General features: G+C 67.0%; 13 protein-coding genes. 7 read left to right on the forward strand and 6 right to left on the reverse strand.

Features of this window, described 5'->3' with window-relative positions; all coding sequences use genetic code 11:
* Positions 1-26: 26 nt before the first annotated feature.
* The gene (gene aceE / locus LIW09_RS10255) at positions 27-2,714 is read right to left on the reverse strand and encodes a pyruvate dehydrogenase (acetyl-transferring), homodimeric type (RefSeq protein ID WP_256645526.1); all 2,688 of its coding nucleotides are present in this window, start codon (positions 2,712-2,714) and stop codon (positions 27-29) included.
* Between the two features lie 184 nt (positions 2,715-2,898).
* Positions 2,899-5,199 carry an NADP-dependent malic enzyme gene (locus LIW09_RS10260; RefSeq protein ID WP_256645527.1) on the reverse strand — a complete coding sequence of 767 codons (2,301 nt, stop codon included), beginning with the start codon at positions 5,197-5,199 and terminating at the stop codon, positions 2,899-2,901.
* Positions 5,200-5,331: 132 nt separating this feature from the next.
* On the opposite strand from LIW09_RS10260, the gene LIW09_RS10265 reads away from it, so the two are divergent.
* Positions 5,332-6,600 (forward strand): hypothetical protein, encoded by a 1,269-nt coding sequence (locus LIW09_RS10265; protein ID WP_256645528.1) that lies wholly within the window; start codon positions 5,332-5,334, stop codon positions 6,598-6,600.
* Here the strand turns inward: LIW09_RS10265 and LIW09_RS10270 are convergent.
* Positions 6,597-7,853: a flavohemoglobin expression-modulating QEGLA motif protein gene (locus tag LIW09_RS10270; protein WP_256645529.1), complete on the reverse strand. Its 1,257-nt coding sequence runs from the start codon at positions 7,851-7,853 to the stop codon at positions 6,597-6,599. The two genes, LIW09_RS10265 and LIW09_RS10270, sit on opposite strands and share 4 nt — an antisense overlap.
* Positions 7,840-8,940: a ribosome small subunit-dependent GTPase A gene (rsgA, locus tag LIW09_RS10275; RefSeq protein WP_256645530.1), complete on the reverse strand. Its 1,101-nt coding sequence runs from the start codon at positions 8,938-8,940 to the stop codon at positions 7,840-7,842. The genes LIW09_RS10270 and rsgA overlap by 14 nt, the downstream gene beginning before the upstream one ends.
* 116 nt (positions 8,941-9,056) lie before the next feature.
* Between rsgA and LIW09_RS10280 the strand changes: the two genes are divergently transcribed.
* The 3 genes from LIW09_RS10280 (at position 9,057) to grxD (ending at position 12,076) form a co-directional block, all read left to right on the forward strand.
* Positions 9,057-10,316 (forward strand): pyridoxal phosphate-dependent aminotransferase, encoded by a 1,260-nt coding sequence (locus LIW09_RS10280; protein ID WP_256645531.1) that lies wholly within the window; start codon positions 9,057-9,059, stop codon positions 10,314-10,316.
* Positions 10,317-10,436: 120 nt separating this feature from the next.
* Positions 10,437-11,081, forward strand: coding sequence for an SGNH/GDSL hydrolase family protein (locus LIW09_RS10285; protein WP_256645532.1), 645 nt, complete (start codon positions 10,437-10,439; stop codon positions 11,079-11,081).
* Between the two features lie 71 nt (positions 11,082-11,152).
* Positions 11,153-12,076, forward strand: a complete 924-nt coding sequence (gene grxD, locus LIW09_RS10290) for a Grx4 family monothiol glutaredoxin (RefSeq protein WP_256645533.1) — start codon at positions 11,153-11,155, stop codon at positions 12,074-12,076.
* Between the two features lie 19 nt (positions 12,077-12,095).
* On the opposite strand, the gene LIW09_RS10295 is transcribed toward grxD, so the two are convergent.
* Positions 12,096-12,629 carry a DUF924 family protein gene (locus LIW09_RS10295; RefSeq protein WP_256645534.1) on the reverse strand — a complete coding sequence of 178 codons (534 nt, stop codon included), beginning with the start codon at positions 12,627-12,629 and terminating at the stop codon, positions 12,096-12,098.
* Entirely contained in the window at positions 12,626-13,402 is a 777-nt protein-coding gene (locus tag LIW09_RS10300) for an AMP nucleosidase (RefSeq protein ID WP_256645535.1), read from the reverse strand. Before LIW09_RS10300 ends, LIW09_RS10295 begins: the two co-directional genes overlap by 4 nt.
* 135 nt (positions 13,403-13,537) lie before the next feature.
* Between LIW09_RS10300 and LIW09_RS10305 the strand changes: the two genes are divergently transcribed.
* The 3 genes from LIW09_RS10305 (at position 13,538) to LIW09_RS10315 (ending at position 15,565) form a co-directional block, all read left to right on the forward strand.
* On the forward strand, positions 13,538-14,479 hold the full coding sequence (locus LIW09_RS10305) for a DegV family protein (RefSeq protein ID WP_256645536.1): 942 nt from the start codon (positions 13,538-13,540) through the stop codon (positions 14,477-14,479).
* A gap of 46 nt (positions 14,480-14,525) precedes the next feature.
* The gene (locus tag LIW09_RS10310) at positions 14,526-14,870 is read left to right on the forward strand and encodes a hypothetical protein (RefSeq protein ID WP_256645537.1); all 345 of its coding nucleotides are present in this window, start codon (positions 14,526-14,528) and stop codon (positions 14,868-14,870) included.
* An 80-nt stretch (positions 14,871-14,950) separates the two neighbouring features.
* On the forward strand, positions 14,951-15,565 hold the full coding sequence (locus LIW09_RS10315) for a Dph6-related ATP pyrophosphatase (protein ID WP_256645538.1): 615 nt from the start codon (positions 14,951-14,953) through the stop codon (positions 15,563-15,565).

The raw sequence follows: 15,565 nt of genomic DNA on the forward strand, positions 1-15,565 counted from the left end.
ACCCCCTGCGCTGGCAGGGAATGGCCTCAGGCCAACAGCGGATTCGGCCGCTCGGTGTCCAGCTTGTACAGCTTGATCGCGCGCGCCACGTCCTTGGCCGTCAGCTTGCCCTCGGCGGCCAGCGCCGCGACCGCCGCGTGGGCGACGTGGAAGCGGTCCACCTCGAAGTGGCGGCGCAGGTTTTCACGCGTGTCGCTGCGGCCGTAACCGTCGGTTCCCAATACGCTGTAGCGCATCGGCACGAACTCGCGGATCTGGTTGGCAAACGCGCGCACGTAATCGGTCGCGGCGATGGCCGGCCCTTGGCGACCTTCCAGCAATTGCGTCACCCACGGCTTGCGCTGGGGCTTTTCCGGATGGAAGCGGTTCCAGCGCTCGGCATCCACGCCATCACGGGCCAGCTCGGTGAAGCTGGGGCAGGACCACAGGTCGGCCTTGATGCCGAAATCCTTGTCCAGCAGATCTGCCGCCGCGATCACCTCGCGCAGGATGGTGCCGCTGCCCAGCAGCTGCACGCGCAGGTCGGTCTTCTTGCCCTTGCCGGCGTCCCGCAGCAGGTACATGCCCTTGATGATCCCGTCCTCGCTGCCCTGCGGCATCTCCGGATGGGTGTAGTTTTCGTTCATCAGGGTGATGTAGAAGTATTCGTCGTGCTGCTCGGCCAGCATGCGCTGCATGCCGTAGTGGACGAGGACGATCACCTCGTAGGCGAAGGTGGGGTCATAACTGCGCACGTTCGGGATCAGCGAACTCTGCACGTGCGAGTGGCCATCCTCGTGCTGCAGGCCTTCGCCGTTGAGCGTGGTGCGGCCGGCGGTGCCGCCCAGCACGAAGCCACGCGCGCGCATGTCGCCGGCCTGCCAGGCGAAGTCGCCGACGCGCTGGAAGCCGAACATCGAGTAGTAGATGTAGAACGGCAGCATCTGCAAATTGCTGCTGCTGTAGGCGGTGGCCAGCGCCATCCAGCTGGCGAACGCGCCGGCCTCGGTGATGCCCTCCTCCAGCACCTGCCCGGCCGCGTCCTCGCGGTAGAACATCAGCTGGTCGGCGTCCACCGGCTTGTACTTCTGGCCCTGCGGGGCATAGATGCCGAGCTGGCGGAACAGGCCTTCCATGCCGAAGGTGCGCGCCTCGTCGGCCACGATCGGCACGCAGCGCGGGCCGACCTGCTTGTCGCGCAGGATGATGTTGAACATCTGCACGAACGCCATGGTGGTGCTGATCTCGCGCTCGCCGGTGGACTTCAGCAGGCGCTCGAAAGTCGCCAGCGGCGGCACGTCCAGTGGCTGGCTGGCCTTGCGGCGGCGGGCCGGCAGGTGCCCGCCCAGCGTGGCGCGACGCTCGCGCATGTACTCCATTTCCGGCGATTTTTCGTCGGGGCGGAAAAACGGGATGGCGCCGTCCTTGAGCTGGTCGTCGGCGATGGGGAGTTGGAAGCGGTCGCGGAATGCGCGCACCGCGTCATCGTCCAGCTTCTTGGTCTGGTGCGTCGGGTTGAGCGCCTCGCCCGCCGTCCCCATGCCATACCCCTTCACGGTCTTGGCAAGGATCACGGTGGGCTGGCCCACGGTCTTCACCGCCGCAGCGTAGGCCGCATAGACCTTGTGCGGGTCATGGCCGCCGCGGTTGAGGCGCCAGATGTCGTCGTCGCTGAGGCTGGACACCATCGCCAGCGTTTCCGGCGTCTTGCCGAAGAAGTGCTGGCGCGTGTAGGCGCCACCGAAGGCCTTGCAGTTCTGGTACTCGCCATCCACCGTGTCCATCATGATCTTGCGCAGCTGGCCATCGGTGTCCTTGGCCAGCAACGGATCCCAGTAACTGCCCCAGATCGTCTTGATGACGTTCCAGCCGGCGCCGCGGAACTGGCCCTCCAGCTCCTGGATGATCTTGCCGTTGCCGCGCACCGGCCCGTCCAGCCGCTGCAGGTTGCAGTTGATGACGAAGACCAGGTTGTCCAGGCCTTCGCGGCCGGCAACACCAATGGCGCCCAGCGATTCGGGCTCGTCGGTCTCGCCGTCGCCGAGGAAGCACCAGACCTTGCGGTCGGTCTTCGGCATCAACCCGCGCGCTTCCAGATACTTCCAGCTGCGCGCTTGGTAGATCGCCGCCAGCGGGCCCAGGCCCATGCTGACGGTGGGGGTCTGCCAGAACTCGGGCATCAGCCACGGATGCGGATAGCTGGAAATGCCGCGCCCGTCCACTTCCATGCGGAAGCTGTCCAGCTGCGATTCGTTGATGCGGCCTTCCATGAAGGCGCGCGCGTAGATGCCCGGCGAACTGTGGCCCTGGATGTACAGCAGGTCACCCGGATGCTGGTCGGACGGCGCGCGCCAGAAATGATTGAAGCCGACGTCGTACAGGGTGGCGGAGCTGGCGAAGCTGGCGATGTGCCCGCCCAGCGAACCCGGCTTTCGGTTGGCCCGCACCACCATCGCCATCGCGTTCCAGCGGATGATCGAGCGGATCCGCCATTCCAGGTGCGCGTCGCCCGGCATGCCGGGTTCCAGATGCGCGGGAATGGTGTTGATGTAGGCGGTGGTCGGCGCGAACGGCAGATGCGTGCCGGCGCGGCGAGTCAATTCCACCATGCCCTCCAGCAACTGGTGCGCGCGCTGCGGGCCGTCATGGTCGATGACCGCCTTCAGCGACTCGATCCACTCACGCGATTCCTGCGGATCGGGATCGTTCTGCAGCATTTCGTTGAGCCAATTCATCGCGCGCTCCATCACCGGAAAATTTGATCAGACGGCGAGTCTAGCAAGCGCGGAGGGCTGCGTGATGCTGCAGCGCAACTCAAATCATTTTTTACCCGGATATTTCAAGCGCGACTGGAAAATTCGCGAAAATCCCCTGCTCCGCGTGCATTCCAGCGAATGCGCGCGGAACCGGGAACCGGCATCAACCCGTGCGCGCGCGCATTTCGCCACGGATTTGCGCATCCACGGCAGCGATCGCGGTCATGTTGACCACCCTGCGCGAGGACGACGCCGGGGTCAGGATGTGCGCAGGCTGGTCCAGGCCCATCAGGATCGGGCCGATGGCCACGCCACCGGTGGCGACCCGGATCAGGTTGTAGGCGATGTTGGCGGCGTCCAGGTTCGGCATCACCAGCAGATTGGCCCGGCCCTTGAGCGTGGTATTGGGGAACATGCGCAGGCGCAGCGCCTCGTCCCAGGCGGTGTCGGCCATCATTTCGCCATCCACCTCCAGCTTGGGTGCGCGGCGGCGGATGATCTCGAAGGCCTCGCGCATCTTGCCCGCGCTGCCGTCGAGGTGGCTGCCGTAGTTGGAGTGCGACAGCAGCGCCACCTTCGGCTCGATCCCGAACAGCTTGAGCCGGTAGCTGGCCTGCAGGGTGGCCTCGGCGATCTGCTCGGCCGACGGGTCCAGCTGCACGTGGGTGTCGAGGAAGAACCATGCGCCGGCATCGTTGATCACGCCGGTCATCGCCGCCGTCCCGGTGACGCCCGGCTCGAAGTCGAACACGCTGCGCAGGTAGCCCAGCTTCTTGTGATAACGCCCGACCAGGCCGCAGATCAGCGCATCCGCTTCGCCGCGCTCCACCATCAGCGAGGCAATCAACGTCGGCCGCGAGCGCAGCAGGTTCTTGGCCGCGTCGGGGGTCACGCCACGGCGCTCGGTCAGCGCGTGGTACTGCCGCCAGTAGTCGTCGAAACGCGGGTCGTCATTGATGTTGGTGAGCTCGAAATCCACGCCCGGCCGCATGCGCAGGCCGAGCTTGGCAATGCGGGTCTCGATCACCTCCGGGCGACCGATCAGGATCGGGAAGGCCAGGCCTTCATCGATCACCGTCTGCACGCCGCGCAGCACCACGAACTCCTCGCCCTCGGCATACACCACGCGCTTGCGGTCGGTGCGCGCGCGCTCGTACACCGGCTTCATCATCAGGCTGGTGCGATGGATGAACTGGCCCAGTTTCTCGCGATAGGCGCCAACGTCTGCCAGCGGGCGCGACGCCACCCCGGAGTCCATCGCCGCCTGCGCCACCGCCGGCGCCAGCATGGTCAGCAGGCGTGGATCGAACGGGCGCGGGATCAGGTACTCGCGGCCGAAAGTGGGCACTTCGCCACCATAGGCCGCGCCCAGGTCGGAGGCCTCCTGGCGCGCCAGGCCGGCGATGGCGCGCACGCAGGCCAGTTTCATCGCCTCGTTGATCTGGGTGGCGCCCACGTCCAGCGCACCGCGGAAAATATACGGGAAGCAGACCGCGTTGTTGACCTGGTTGGGATAGTCGCTGCGACCGGTGGCGATGATGGCGTCCGGGCGCACGGCCTTGGCATCCTCCGGCAGGATCTCCGGGTAGGGGTTGGCCAGCGCCAGGATGATCGGGTTGGCCGCCATCTTGGCCACCATGTCCGCCTTGAGCACGCCACCGGCGGACAGGCCCAGGAACACGTCGGCACCGTCCACGATTTCGGCAAGCGTGCGCTTGTCGGTGGCGCGCGCGTAGCGGGCCTTGTCGGGATCGAGATTCGGGCGGCCAGCGTGGATCACGCCGTCGCGGTCGAACGCGAGGATGTTTTCCGGCTTCACCCCCAGCGCCACCAGCATGTCCAGGCAGGCGATGCCGGCGGCACCGGCGCCGGTGGTGGCCAGCTTCACCTCGGCAATGTTCTTGCCCGCCACTTCCAGTGCGTTCAGGATCGCCGCGCCGACGATGATCGCGGTGCCGTGCTGGTCGTCGTGGAACACCGGGATCTTCATCCGCTCGCGCAGCTTGCGCTCGACGATGAAGCATTCCGGTGCCTTGATGTCTTCCAGATTGATGCCGCCGAAGGTCGGCTCCAGGCTGGCGATGATGTCCACCAGCTTGTCGGGATCGCGTTCGTCGATCTCCAGGTCGAAGACGTCGATGCCGGCGAATTTCTGGAACAGCACGCCCTTGCCTTCCATGACTGGTTTACCAGCCAGCGGACCGATGTCGCCCAGCCCCAGCACCGCGGTGCCGTTGCTGATCACCGCCACCAGGTTGCCGCGCGCGGTGTATTCACTGACCTTGGACGGGTCGGCCGCGATTTCCTCGCAGGCGAACGCCACGCCCGGCGAGTACGCCAGGGCCAGATCGCGCTGGGTCACCATCGGTTTGGTGGCCGTCACCTTGATCTTGCCCTTGGGCGAAACCCGGTGGTAATCGAGAGCGGCCTGCTTCAGGTCGTCGTTGGCGGGCGTGTCTGACATCGAAACGGGTTCCAGGCTGCGATTGGGTGATGATAGCGGCTTCGCTTCCCGGCTCGCTGGAACCGCATCATTCCATCGCCCCCATCCCTGCCAGATACCGCCCGGAATCCGCCATGGCTGGCGGCAGCCGCGGTGTTTTCCGCAGCGCTGCTGGTGCAGCTGCCACTGGCGCTGAATCCGGGCTATTTCAGCCACGACGAACTGCAATGGGCGGCATTCGCCGATGCTGGCGTGGCATCGCCGTGGGGCGACGTTGGCGCGTTCCAATACCGACCGCTCACGTTCAGCCTGTGGATGGTGCTGTCGCGCGCCCTGTTCGCCACGCCCATGCTGTTCCACGCGGTCCTGGTGGCGTGGGGCGCACTCAATGCGACGCTATTGCTTGCCACGGCGCGCGGCTTCGGCCTCGCCGCCAAACCGGCGGCACTGGGCGCACTGGCATTCGTGCTGACCCCCTATGCCGCCTATGTGCATGGCTGGGCAGGCTGCATCGCCGACCTGCTCTGGCTGTCCTGCGCGCTGCTGCTCGCGTTGCTGGTTCAGCAATGCCGCCGCCCGTGGCTTGCCGGCGTCATTGCGGCGGCGCTCACCGCGCTGGCCCTGCTTGGCAAGGAAGCCGCATTCGCGATCCCCCCGCTGCTGGCGGTGGCATGGTGGTTCGATGCCCGCAGGCCGCGCTGGCTGGCGGCAATGCTGGGGGCCGGCGCCGTTGCGGCGCTGTCTCTCGCGCTGCGCGCCGGCGTGCTGCTGCATGCCCCGCGTGAGGGCGGGCAATACGCACTCAGCCCGTGGCATCTGCCGCTGCGCTGGCTGGAATACCAGTTGTTCCCCCCCATCGTGCCGCTGCTGGAAAGCTTCAATACGCTGCAGCGAGTCGGCCCCGCGCTGGTCGCCGGGCTGCTGTGGCTGGGGCTGCTGGCGGCGCTTTGGCAGGCGTCAAGGCGACTCGTTGCGCTCTGGCTGCTGGGCGGTGTCGTGGCATTGCTGCCGGTGCTGCCGCTGGCCGGCGGCTTCAATCACTATGCCTATGGCTTCGCCGCGCTCGGCGCGATGACCGTGGTCGCCGCATGGCCGCTGGCGTCGCGCCGGGGACGCATGACCATCGCCGCTTTCGCCCTGCTGACGGCGCTGCACGGCGGCGTCGTGATGTGGCGGATGCAGCAGGTTGGCCGCATCCAGGCCGTGTTCTCGCCGGCACTGGCCCGTGCGGTTCGCACGCACGCAGGCCCGCTGATTTTGCAGCTGTCGCCTGCCGCCAAGGACTGGATTTTCCGGCGCCTGACCCACGACATTCCGCGCTACGACGGCGTGGCCATCGGCGACCGCGTGCGCATGGCCGGCCCGGGTGACCGCGCAACCCACCTGATCCTGGCTGACGGGCGCCTGCAGCCGTTGCCCTAAAGATCGGCGACCGACGTCGCATCCACGATCTGCTCCAGCCGGATGCGGTTGGCAAACAACGAAAACGCCAGCACGCCGGCCAGTCCGTTGGCGCGACGCACCCAATCGGGCAACCAGCGCGGCTCCAGCAGGGTGCCATCGTCGAACAGCGGCGCGAAATTCTGCACGTCGGCCAGGGTCATCTTGCCGGCGAACAGCAGCCGGCACAGGCGCAGCTTGCGGTGCTTCAACGCCCAACGGAAAAACGTATGCACGCCAATCAGGCCACGCAGATAGACCGTGTCCTTGGTGAATGCCGAACCGCCGGTGGTCGGCACGCCGCGGAACACGCGCTGCGCTGAGGTGAAGCTTTCCACCTCGCTTTGCCCCGCCATCATGAAATAGTGAAACACCTGCAGGAAGTCCGCGCCTTCCAGCGCCATCGCCACCGCTTCGATGCGCAGGCTGACCCGCTTCATGCGTTCGATATCAATGCTGCCGGTAATCTGCTCGGCAAACACCGCCAGCCCTTCCTGGGTCGCGGTGGTGCGCGGCGAGGACAGCGCCATGCTGGGCAACACCAGCTGCTGTTGACCGTTGAGTGCGGTCAACGAATGCACGAAGGCCTCGTGCTGCAACAGCTGCTGCATGTCGTAATCGGAAAACGCCGCGCCCGCGCGCAGGCGGATCTTGCGCGAGCCTGCCGCCGCTTTGGCAATCAGGTTCGGGTCAAGCTCCACTTCGATCATCCGAGCATCGAAGAAGTCATCCAGCGCCGCCTGCAGCTGCAGCGCCAACGCGGTGGCGGAAATCTCCACCTGCTCCGACGGCGCCAACAGTTCCTGGTCCAGCTCATCGGCCACCAGCAGGAAGTGATTGGCGGCCTGGCGGGTGGTCGCGCCGCCCGGCAGCACATGGTCGGGGGTGCCGAACAGGGCGATCGACAGATCGGTGACCTGCGTCGTGCCCAGCTGCTCCAGCAATTCGGCGGCCAGCACCCAGCTTTGCGCCGATTCGATCAGGTACACGCCCAGTGGATGCGACGGGTCGGCAGCTGCCGCGATCAAGGACAGTTCCCGACGCGCATCGGAAAAATCATGCCTGGGATAGTGATAGGCCGGCAGGCGGGGATTGCCGCGCGCCAGATCCGCCAGGAACTGTTGCTGCTCGCTCGCCGGCCAGCTGACCAGGCTGAGCAGGCGGATCGCCTTGGCCGCTTTGGCCATCCGCGCGTCCAGCGCAGCGTGATGGGCGATGGCGTCAGTCGTCGCCATGCTGGTCGTCCGCTTGCCGCTGCGTGGGCTTGCCCGGCGCACGCGCCTGCGACTTCTGCGCCAACCGCGTGGCCAACCGATTGGCTGCCCCGGCCACCTCGGCGCTCAGCTTGAGGAAATTCGCCACGCGCGACCCGTCGATCTCGCCGGCCTCGACCGCCGCCCGCACCGCGCAGCCAGGCTCGCGCGCATGCTGGCAGTTGCGGAATCGGCACTGCACGGCCAGCGTTTCAATGTCGGTGAAGCTCTCGGCCACGTCTTCCTCGCCGGTCGGCTTGAGCTCGCGCATGCCGGGCGTGTCGATCAGGCAGGCGCCGGACGGCAACGCGATCAGCGCCCGGTGCGTGGTGGTGTGGCGCCCGCGGTCATCGGTCTCGCGAACCGCGCCGGTCTTCATCCTGTCGGTCCCCAGCAGGGTGTTGGTGAGGGTCGATTTGCCGGCACCGGAGCTGCCCACCAGGACCACGCTATGACCTTCGCCCAGCCACGGCGCAAGGCCGGCAACGCTGCCGCGATCCCTGGCGTTGACCGCCAACACCGGCACCCCCAGTGCGCGCAACGCCTCTGCCGCCGACGCCGCATCGGCGCCTTCGCGGTCGGACTTGGTCAACACGACCACCGGCTGCACACCGCTGCCGCCCACCAGCAACAGATAACGCTCGATCCGGCGCGGATTGAAGTCGGCATCCAGCCCGCAGACCACGAACACGGTATCGATATTGGCGCCGATCACCTGCTGTTTGTAATGTTCGCCGGCGGCCCCGCGCTTGATCGCGGAAAAGCGCGGCAACAGCGCGACGATGCGCAAGGCATTCGGCGCTTCGCCCTCGACCAGCACCCAGTCCCCCACCGCAGGCCGCCCCTCCGGCGTGGTGCCGCCCTTGCGGTAATTGCCGGCGCGCTGCCATTCCGGCAGCGATTCGGCACGACACGCGGCGTCCACCGATTCGGCCACCAGATAGCCGCTGCGATGCTGCTCGCTGATCCGCGCCGGACGTGCGGCAGGGTGGGTGGCCATGAGCGCCGCCCAGTCTGGCCGCAAGGTGGCAGGCGTCCAGCGCCAGCCGATGGACTGCAGCGGGGTCATGCGTGTGGGGAGGCCGTCATGGCGCGATTCTAGCGGCGTGCCGGCGGGCTGGGGGAAAGCGGCGCGCGGCGCCCGTTTCCGCTAGGCTTTGATGCCCCCATCCCTCATTTTCCGCGATGTCATCGTTCAATCCGCGCAACAAGATCGTCACCCGCACCCGCCTGACCGAAGTCCGCTACGAGATCCGCGGGGAACTGGCGCGACGCGCGCGCGAGCTGGAGGCCCAGGGACGCACCCTGATCAAGCTCAACATCGGCAATCCGGGCGCGTTCGGGTTCCGCGCGCCCGAACACCTGCAGGACGCCATCGCCGGCGGTATCGCCCGCACCGATCCCTACACGCATCAGCAGGGCCTGCCGGAAGCACGCGAGGCCATCGCCGCCTTCCACAGGCTGCGCGGCACCCCGAACGCCGCGCCGGAACGCGTATTCATCGGCAACGGCGTCAGCGAACTGATCGATATTTCGCTGCGCGCCCTGCTCAACCCGGGCGAAGAAGTACTGGTGCCCTCGCCGGATTATCCGCTGTGGAGCGCCGCGACCATCCTCAACGACGGCCGCCCGGTCTATTACAAATGCGACCGCGACAACGGCTTCCTGCCCGATCCCGAGCAGATCGAATCGCTGGTGTCGTCGCGCACCCGCGCCATCGTGCTGATCAATCCCAACAATCCGACCGGCGCCAACTATCCGCGCGAGTTGCTGGAGCGGGTGGTGGAGATCGCCCGTCGCTACCGGCTGTTGCTGCTGGTGGACGAGATCTACGACGGCATCCTGTACGACGATGCGGTGTTCCAGCCGGTTGCGCCGCTGGCCGGCGACCTGCCCTGCATGAGCTTTGGCGGATTGTCGAAGGTGCACCGTGCCTGCGGCTGGCGGGTCGGCTGGGCGGTGTTGTCGGGTGACCCGTTGGCCTGCGCCGACTACCACCACGCGCTGGACCTGCTGGGCGCGCTGCGCCTGTGTTCCAACGTGCCGGGCCAGTTTGCCATCGAACAGGCGCTGCACGGCACCGACACCATCACCCCGCTGTGCCAGCCGGGTGGGCGCCTGTACGAAACCCGCCGCGCGCTGATCGAGTCGTGCAACGCCAGCGACCACCTGTCGCTGGTGCCGCCGGCCGCCGCGCTGTACGGCTTCCCGCGCATCGTCGGCGCCGCCGCGAAAGGCTTCGACGATCACGCGTTTGCGCTGGAAATGCTGGAACAGGAAGACGTGCTGATCGTGCCGGGCACCAGCTTCAACGTGCCCTATCGCGACCATTTCCGGGTCACCCTGCTGCCGGAAGCTCCGATGTTGCGCGAAGTGTTCACCCGCATCGACCGCGTGCTGACCCGGCGTGCGGAACGCGCGCAGCGGCAGAGCGCGGTGGCCTGACGAGAGCCGTCATTCCCGCGAAGGCGGGAATCCAGCTTTTGATCTTCGCGAGAAAAGCCTCAGGCTGGATTCCCGCCTTCGCGGGAATGACGAGCGATAAGCGAATGACGAGCAACCGGCATGGACATTGTCCCTGACAGCCTTTCCTACCTCGCACTCGGCGACTCCTACACCATCGGCGAAGGCGTCGAGGCGGCGGGCCGCTGGCCGATGCAACTGGCCGCGCGGCTGCGCGACGCGGGGATCGCCATCGCCGATCCGCGCATCCTTGCCAAGACCGGCTGGACCACCGACGAGCTGGCTGCGGCGATGGACGCGGCCGAGCCGCTGGGCGAATGGGACTTCGTCTCGCTGCTGATCGGGGTCAACAACCAGTACCGCGGGCGCAGCGTGGACGACTATGCCGACGAATTCCATCGCCTGCTGCGCCGTGCGATCGCACTGGCCAGTGGCCGCGCGGGCGGCGTGCTGGTGCTGTCGATCCCCGACTGGGGGGTGACCCCGTTTGCCTTCGCCAGCGGGCGCGACTGCCAGGCCATTGCCCGCGAACTGGACGATTACAACGCCGCCGCACGCGAGCTCTGCGCCAAGGCCGGCGCGGCCTTCGTGGACATCTCCGGGATTTCCCGCACCGAAGCGGGCGACGGCGAGGCCGCGACGGCGATGCTGGCGGACGACGGCCTGCATCCCTCGGCCGCCATGTACTCGCGCTGGACAGAGGCAGCCTTGCCGGTGGCCGCTGCACTGCTCACCGGGATCGCTTGATCCCGGTCAGCGGGCAGCACCACCCAACCGCGTAGAATCGCGGTTTCCCCACCGTGTCCGGAAGCTGCACCATGTCCCTCGATCCCGCCCTGCGTTCCCGCATCGAAACCCTGCTTGCCGCCAATCCCGTGGTGCTGTTCCTGAAAGGCACGCCGGATGCGCCGCAGTGCGGCTTCTCGGCGAAAACCGCCGCCGCGATGGATTCCACCGGCGCGAGCTATGCCCACGTCAACGTGTTGGCCGACCCGGACATTCGCGAAGGCATCAAACTCTACGGCGACTGGCCCACCATCCCGCAGCTCTACATCAACGGTGAACTGGTCGGCGGTTGCGACATCGTGACCCAGATGGCCGCCAGCGGTGAGCTGCATGCCGCACTGGGCCAGCCTGCGCCGGATCGCACGCCTCCGCAGATCACCATCACCCCGTCGGCGGCAGAGATGCTGAAGCAGGCGCTGGCCAATGCCGGCGACGGCTACGCGCTGCAAATCGAAGTGGACAAGGGTTTCAACGCCCGCCTCCAGCTGGCGCCGCGCGACGACGCCGCCATCGCCACCGAAGCGGCGGGCATTCGCGCCCAGTTCGACCTGGTCAGCGCGCAGCGTGCGCGCGGCATGACCATCGATTGGGCCGACGACACGCGCGGCAAAGGCCTGGTGATCGACAATCCCAATGCGCCGGCCAAAGTCCGCGCGCTGACCCCGGCGCAGGTGCGCGAGCGCGTGCAGGACGGCACCCTGACCCTGATCGACGTGCGCCCGGCGGAAGAACGTGCGCTGGCGGAAGCGCCCGTGGCCTACCGCAGCTTCGACGATGGCGTGCAGGAACTGGAGGCATTGCCGAAAGACACCGCGCTGGCGTTCCTGTGCCAATCGGGCGCGCGCAGCCAACAGGCCGCCGAACACTTCCGCGCACTGGGCTTTGCCGAGCTGTACAACGTGGCCGGCGGCATCGCCGCATGGGCCGACCTCGACCCTGCGGTGGCGCGCTACTGAGGCTCGCTTGCGGGCGGCGTCAGAACCCGCCGCCCGCATCCAGCCACGCCTGCTCGTCGGGCGTGTTGATCCGGCCCAGCGCGGCGTTGCGATGCGGGAAGCGGCCGAAGCGCTTGATCACGTTGCGGTGCGCATGGGCATAGCCCAGCAGGCTGTCACCCAGCGTCGCCATCAGCTCGACGCTGCGATCCTGCATCGCCATCGCTTCGCAATGCTCGAACGGAAGATAGACGAAGGCGCGCAGCTGGCTGTCCACCTGCGCGTCCAGGCCTGCGGCAAGCGCCCGCTGGGCGTAATGCAGGGCAAGCCCATCGGTTGCGAACGCATGCCCGCTGCCGCGAAAAATATTGCGCGGAATCTGGTCCAGCAACAGCAGCAGCGCCAGCGCGCCATCGGCGCTCTCCATCCAAGCCGCAAGCTCGCCGCGCGCGGCGGCCATGTGGGCTGCGCCAAAGCGCTCCCGGCATGCGTCATCGAACGCCTTGCCGCCGTTGAACCATTTGCCGGGGCCGGCGGCGCGCCAGAACGCGATGATGTCCGGCGCGGCGCTCATTCATCGAACCTCAAGTGACGCACCGACTTGCCGTTGCGGCGAATCAGGCGCAACGCCTCGATCCCGACCATCAGGTGGTTGCGCACGAATTCGGAAGACACTCTGGCGTCACTGGCCTCGGTCTTCACGCCTTCCGGGATCATGGGCTGGTCGGACACCAGCAGCAGCGCCCCGCAGGGAATGCGGTTGGCGAAGCCGGCGGCGAACACGGTGGCGGTTTCCATGTCGATGGCCATGCAGCGCATGGCCCGCAACCGCTCCTTGAACGCATCATCATGCTCCCACACCCTGCGGTTGGTGGTGAACACGGTGCCGGTCCAGTAATCCAGCTCGTGGTCGCGGATGGTGGTGGAGATCACGCGCTGCATGGCGAATGCCGGCAAGGCGGGCACCTGCGCAGGCAGGTAATCGTCGCTGGTGCCCTCGCCGCGAATCGCGGCGATCGGCAGCACCAGGTCGCCCAGCTGGTTCTTCCGCTTCAGGCCGCCGCACTTGCCCAGGAACAACACCGCCTTCGGGCAAACGGCCGACAGCAGGTCCATCACCGTGGCCGCGTTCGGGCTGCCCATGCCGAAGTTGATCAACGTGATGCCATCGGCCGTGGCGCTGGGCATGGGCCGGTCGATGCCGACGATCGGCGCGCCGGTCATCTCCGAAAAATGCGCCAGATAACCGCTGAAATTCGTCAGCAGGATGTGCTGGCCGAAGCCATCCAGCGGCACGCCGGTATAGCGCGGCAGCCAGTTGTTGACGATGTCCTGTTTGCTTTTCACATCAGCTCCTCGGCGTTTGCACGATTCTAATCCGCGCGGCCGGCTGGCCCGCCCGCCGGCGCCGTGCCGATGGCACGTGCAGTCGGCCCTGACTTGCGGTACGTTCGGCAGTGTATGGACAGGGGGAGAAGCAGCATGCGCATCGGAATCATCGCGGACTCGGCCTGCGACCTGCCGGGCGACTTCATCGAACGCGAGCAAATCACCATCCTGCCGGTGACGGTGCAGATCGGGCAGGCGGTCCTGGCCGATGTGCGCAACGAGCAGGCCACCATGAACTTCCTCAGCGGCGAAACCGCTGCCCGCGCATTCGAAGCGGAAACCACGCCCTATACCGTGCAACAGGTGCATGACCTGTTCCTGGGCAAGCTGGTGCACGACTACGACTACGTATTCTGCATCACCACCACCCGCACCCGCAGCGGCATCTACGACAACGCGGTGCAGGCCAGCTACTCGATCCTCAACGATTACAAGCCGATCCGCGCCGCATCCGGCAACAACACGCCGTTCATGCTGCGGGTGATCGACAGCCAGAACGTGTTTGCGGGCGTCGCCATCCCGGTGATCGAGGCCGCGCGCCTGCGCGCCGCCGGCGAAACCCCGCCGAAGATCCGCGCGCGGCTGGAGAGCCTTGCCAGCCACACCCATGGCTACATGGTGCCGCCCGACCTGCATTACCTGCGCAACCGCATCAAGAAGCGCGGCGACAAGAGCGTCAGCTTCCTCAGCGCCGCGTTGGGCACCGCGCTCGACATCAAGCCGATCCTGCACTGCAACCAGGGCGAAACCGGGCCGGTGGCCAAGATCAAGGGCTTTGCCAATGCCTGCGAGAAAATGTTCGACGTCGGCATCCAGCGCGTGCGTGGCGGCCTGCTGTCGCCTTCGCTGGCGCTCAGCTTTGGCGGCGACCTGGAAGACATGCGCAAGATGCCGGGATATCAACGCCTGCGAGACACCTGTGCCGAGCACAAGATCGACGTGTACGAAAGCTTCATGGGCTTGTCGGGGTTGGTGAACGTGGGCAAGGGTGCGCTGGTGCTCGCCTTCGCCAGCGAGACGGGCGGTTTCGATTAACCAATGGACGGCACTGGCCCGCAAGGCCGGGAATTAAGGAGCATTCATGACGACCCGCTATTACATCCGCCTGCCCAACCCTGCCGACGCGCGCGGCAGCGAGCCTGCCTGCAGTTTCCGCTCGCAAGGTGCCGAGGGGTTCGCCGAGGAACTCCAGGTCGCGCTGCGCGAGCCCTCGCTGTTCGAGCGCTGGCGCGGGCAGCAGGAGGATCCGGATGACGTGGATCCATCGCTGGGCGCCACCGATCCGCAGGCGCAGGTCACCGGCACGCAACACGACCTGCACGTGGACCTGGAAGTCGTCACCCGCCTGCCGTCGGCGCTGCTTCGCCAGCGGATGGCGCTGCTGGCAGGCAGCCATTGGCAGCTGCGCGACGTCACGTCGGCCTGAGTCCCGCCGCCGTCGGCCCCGCAATCACGCCTGCATTGCTGTCATGGAGTGGCGGCAAGGACGCGGCATGGGCGCTGCACATGCTGCGCCAGCGGGGCGAGGTCGAGGTCGTGGGGTTGCTCACCACCCTGACCGAAGGCTTTGAACGGGTGTCGATGCAGGGCATTCGCCGCGACCTGCTGCACGCACAGGCGCGGGCGGCGGGCCTGCCGCTGATCGAAGCCTGGATCCCGCAAGCCGCCGACAACGCCAGCTATGTCGCCAGTTTCAGCGACGGCGTGGCCCGTGCTCAGCAGCGCTGGCCCGGGCTTGCCCACCTCGCGTACGGCGATCTGCTGCTTGCCGACGTCCGCCAGTGGCGCGAATCCCTGTGCGCCTCGCTTGGCTGGACGCCGCTGTTCCCGCTGTTCGGCGCCGACACTGCCAGACTCGCGCGCACGATGCTTGCCGGCGGCCTGCGCGCCCAACTCTGCTGCGTGGACACCTCGCAACTGCACGCGCGCTTCGCCGGCCGCGATTTCGATATCGCGTTGTTGGAGGAATTGCCCGCCACCATCGATCCCTGCGGCGAGAACGGCGAATTCCACACCTGCGTGTCGGCGGGCCCGATGTTTTCCCGCCCCCTCAAGGTGACCCGAGGCGCAACCCAGCTGCGCGACGATCGTTTTGCCTACACCGACTTCACCCTCGCCTGA

Origin of the sequence: Thermomonas paludicola (genome assembly GCF_024498955.1) — a bacterium.
Lineage (GTDB): Bacteria > Pseudomonadota > Gammaproteobacteria > Xanthomonadales > Xanthomonadaceae > Thermomonas > Thermomonas paludicola.

What these genes read in the sequence shown, in the direction of transcription:
- aceE (WP_256645526.1), bottom strand. Translation starts at nt 2,714, where the DNA reads ATGAATTGGCTCAACGAAATGCTGCAGAACGATCCCGATCCGCAGGAA.
- LIW09_RS10260 (WP_256645527.1), bottom strand. Translation starts at nt 5,199, where the DNA reads ATGTCAGACACGCCCGCCAACGACGACCTGAAGCAGGCCGCTCTCGAT.
- LIW09_RS10270 (WP_256645529.1), bottom strand. Translation starts at nt 7,853, where the DNA reads ATGGCGACGACTGACGCCATCGCCCATCACGCTGCGCTGGACGCGCGG.
- rsgA (WP_256645530.1), bottom strand. Translation starts at nt 8,940, where the DNA reads ATGACCCCGCTGCAGTCCATCGGCTGGCGCTGGACGCCTGCCACCTTG.
- LIW09_RS10280 (WP_256645531.1), top strand. Translation starts at nt 9,057, where the DNA reads ATGTCATCGTTCAATCCGCGCAACAAGATCGTCACCCGCACCCGCCTG.
- LIW09_RS10285 (WP_256645532.1), top strand. Translation starts at nt 10,437, where the DNA reads ATGGACATTGTCCCTGACAGCCTTTCCTACCTCGCACTCGGCGACTCC.
- grxD (WP_256645533.1), top strand. Translation starts at nt 11,153, where the DNA reads ATGTCCCTCGATCCCGCCCTGCGTTCCCGCATCGAAACCCTGCTTGCC.
- LIW09_RS10295 (WP_256645534.1), bottom strand. Translation starts at nt 12,629, where the DNA reads ATGAGCGCCGCGCCGGACATCATCGCGTTCTGGCGCGCCGCCGGCCCC.
- LIW09_RS10305 (WP_256645536.1), top strand. Translation starts at nt 13,538, where the DNA reads ATGCGCATCGGAATCATCGCGGACTCGGCCTGCGACCTGCCGGGCGAC.
- LIW09_RS10310 (WP_256645537.1), top strand. Translation starts at nt 14,526, where the DNA reads ATGACGACCCGCTATTACATCCGCCTGCCCAACCCTGCCGACGCGCGC.
- LIW09_RS10315 (WP_256645538.1), top strand. Translation starts at nt 14,951, where the DNA reads ATGCTGCGCCAGCGGGGCGAGGTCGAGGTCGTGGGGTTGCTCACCACC.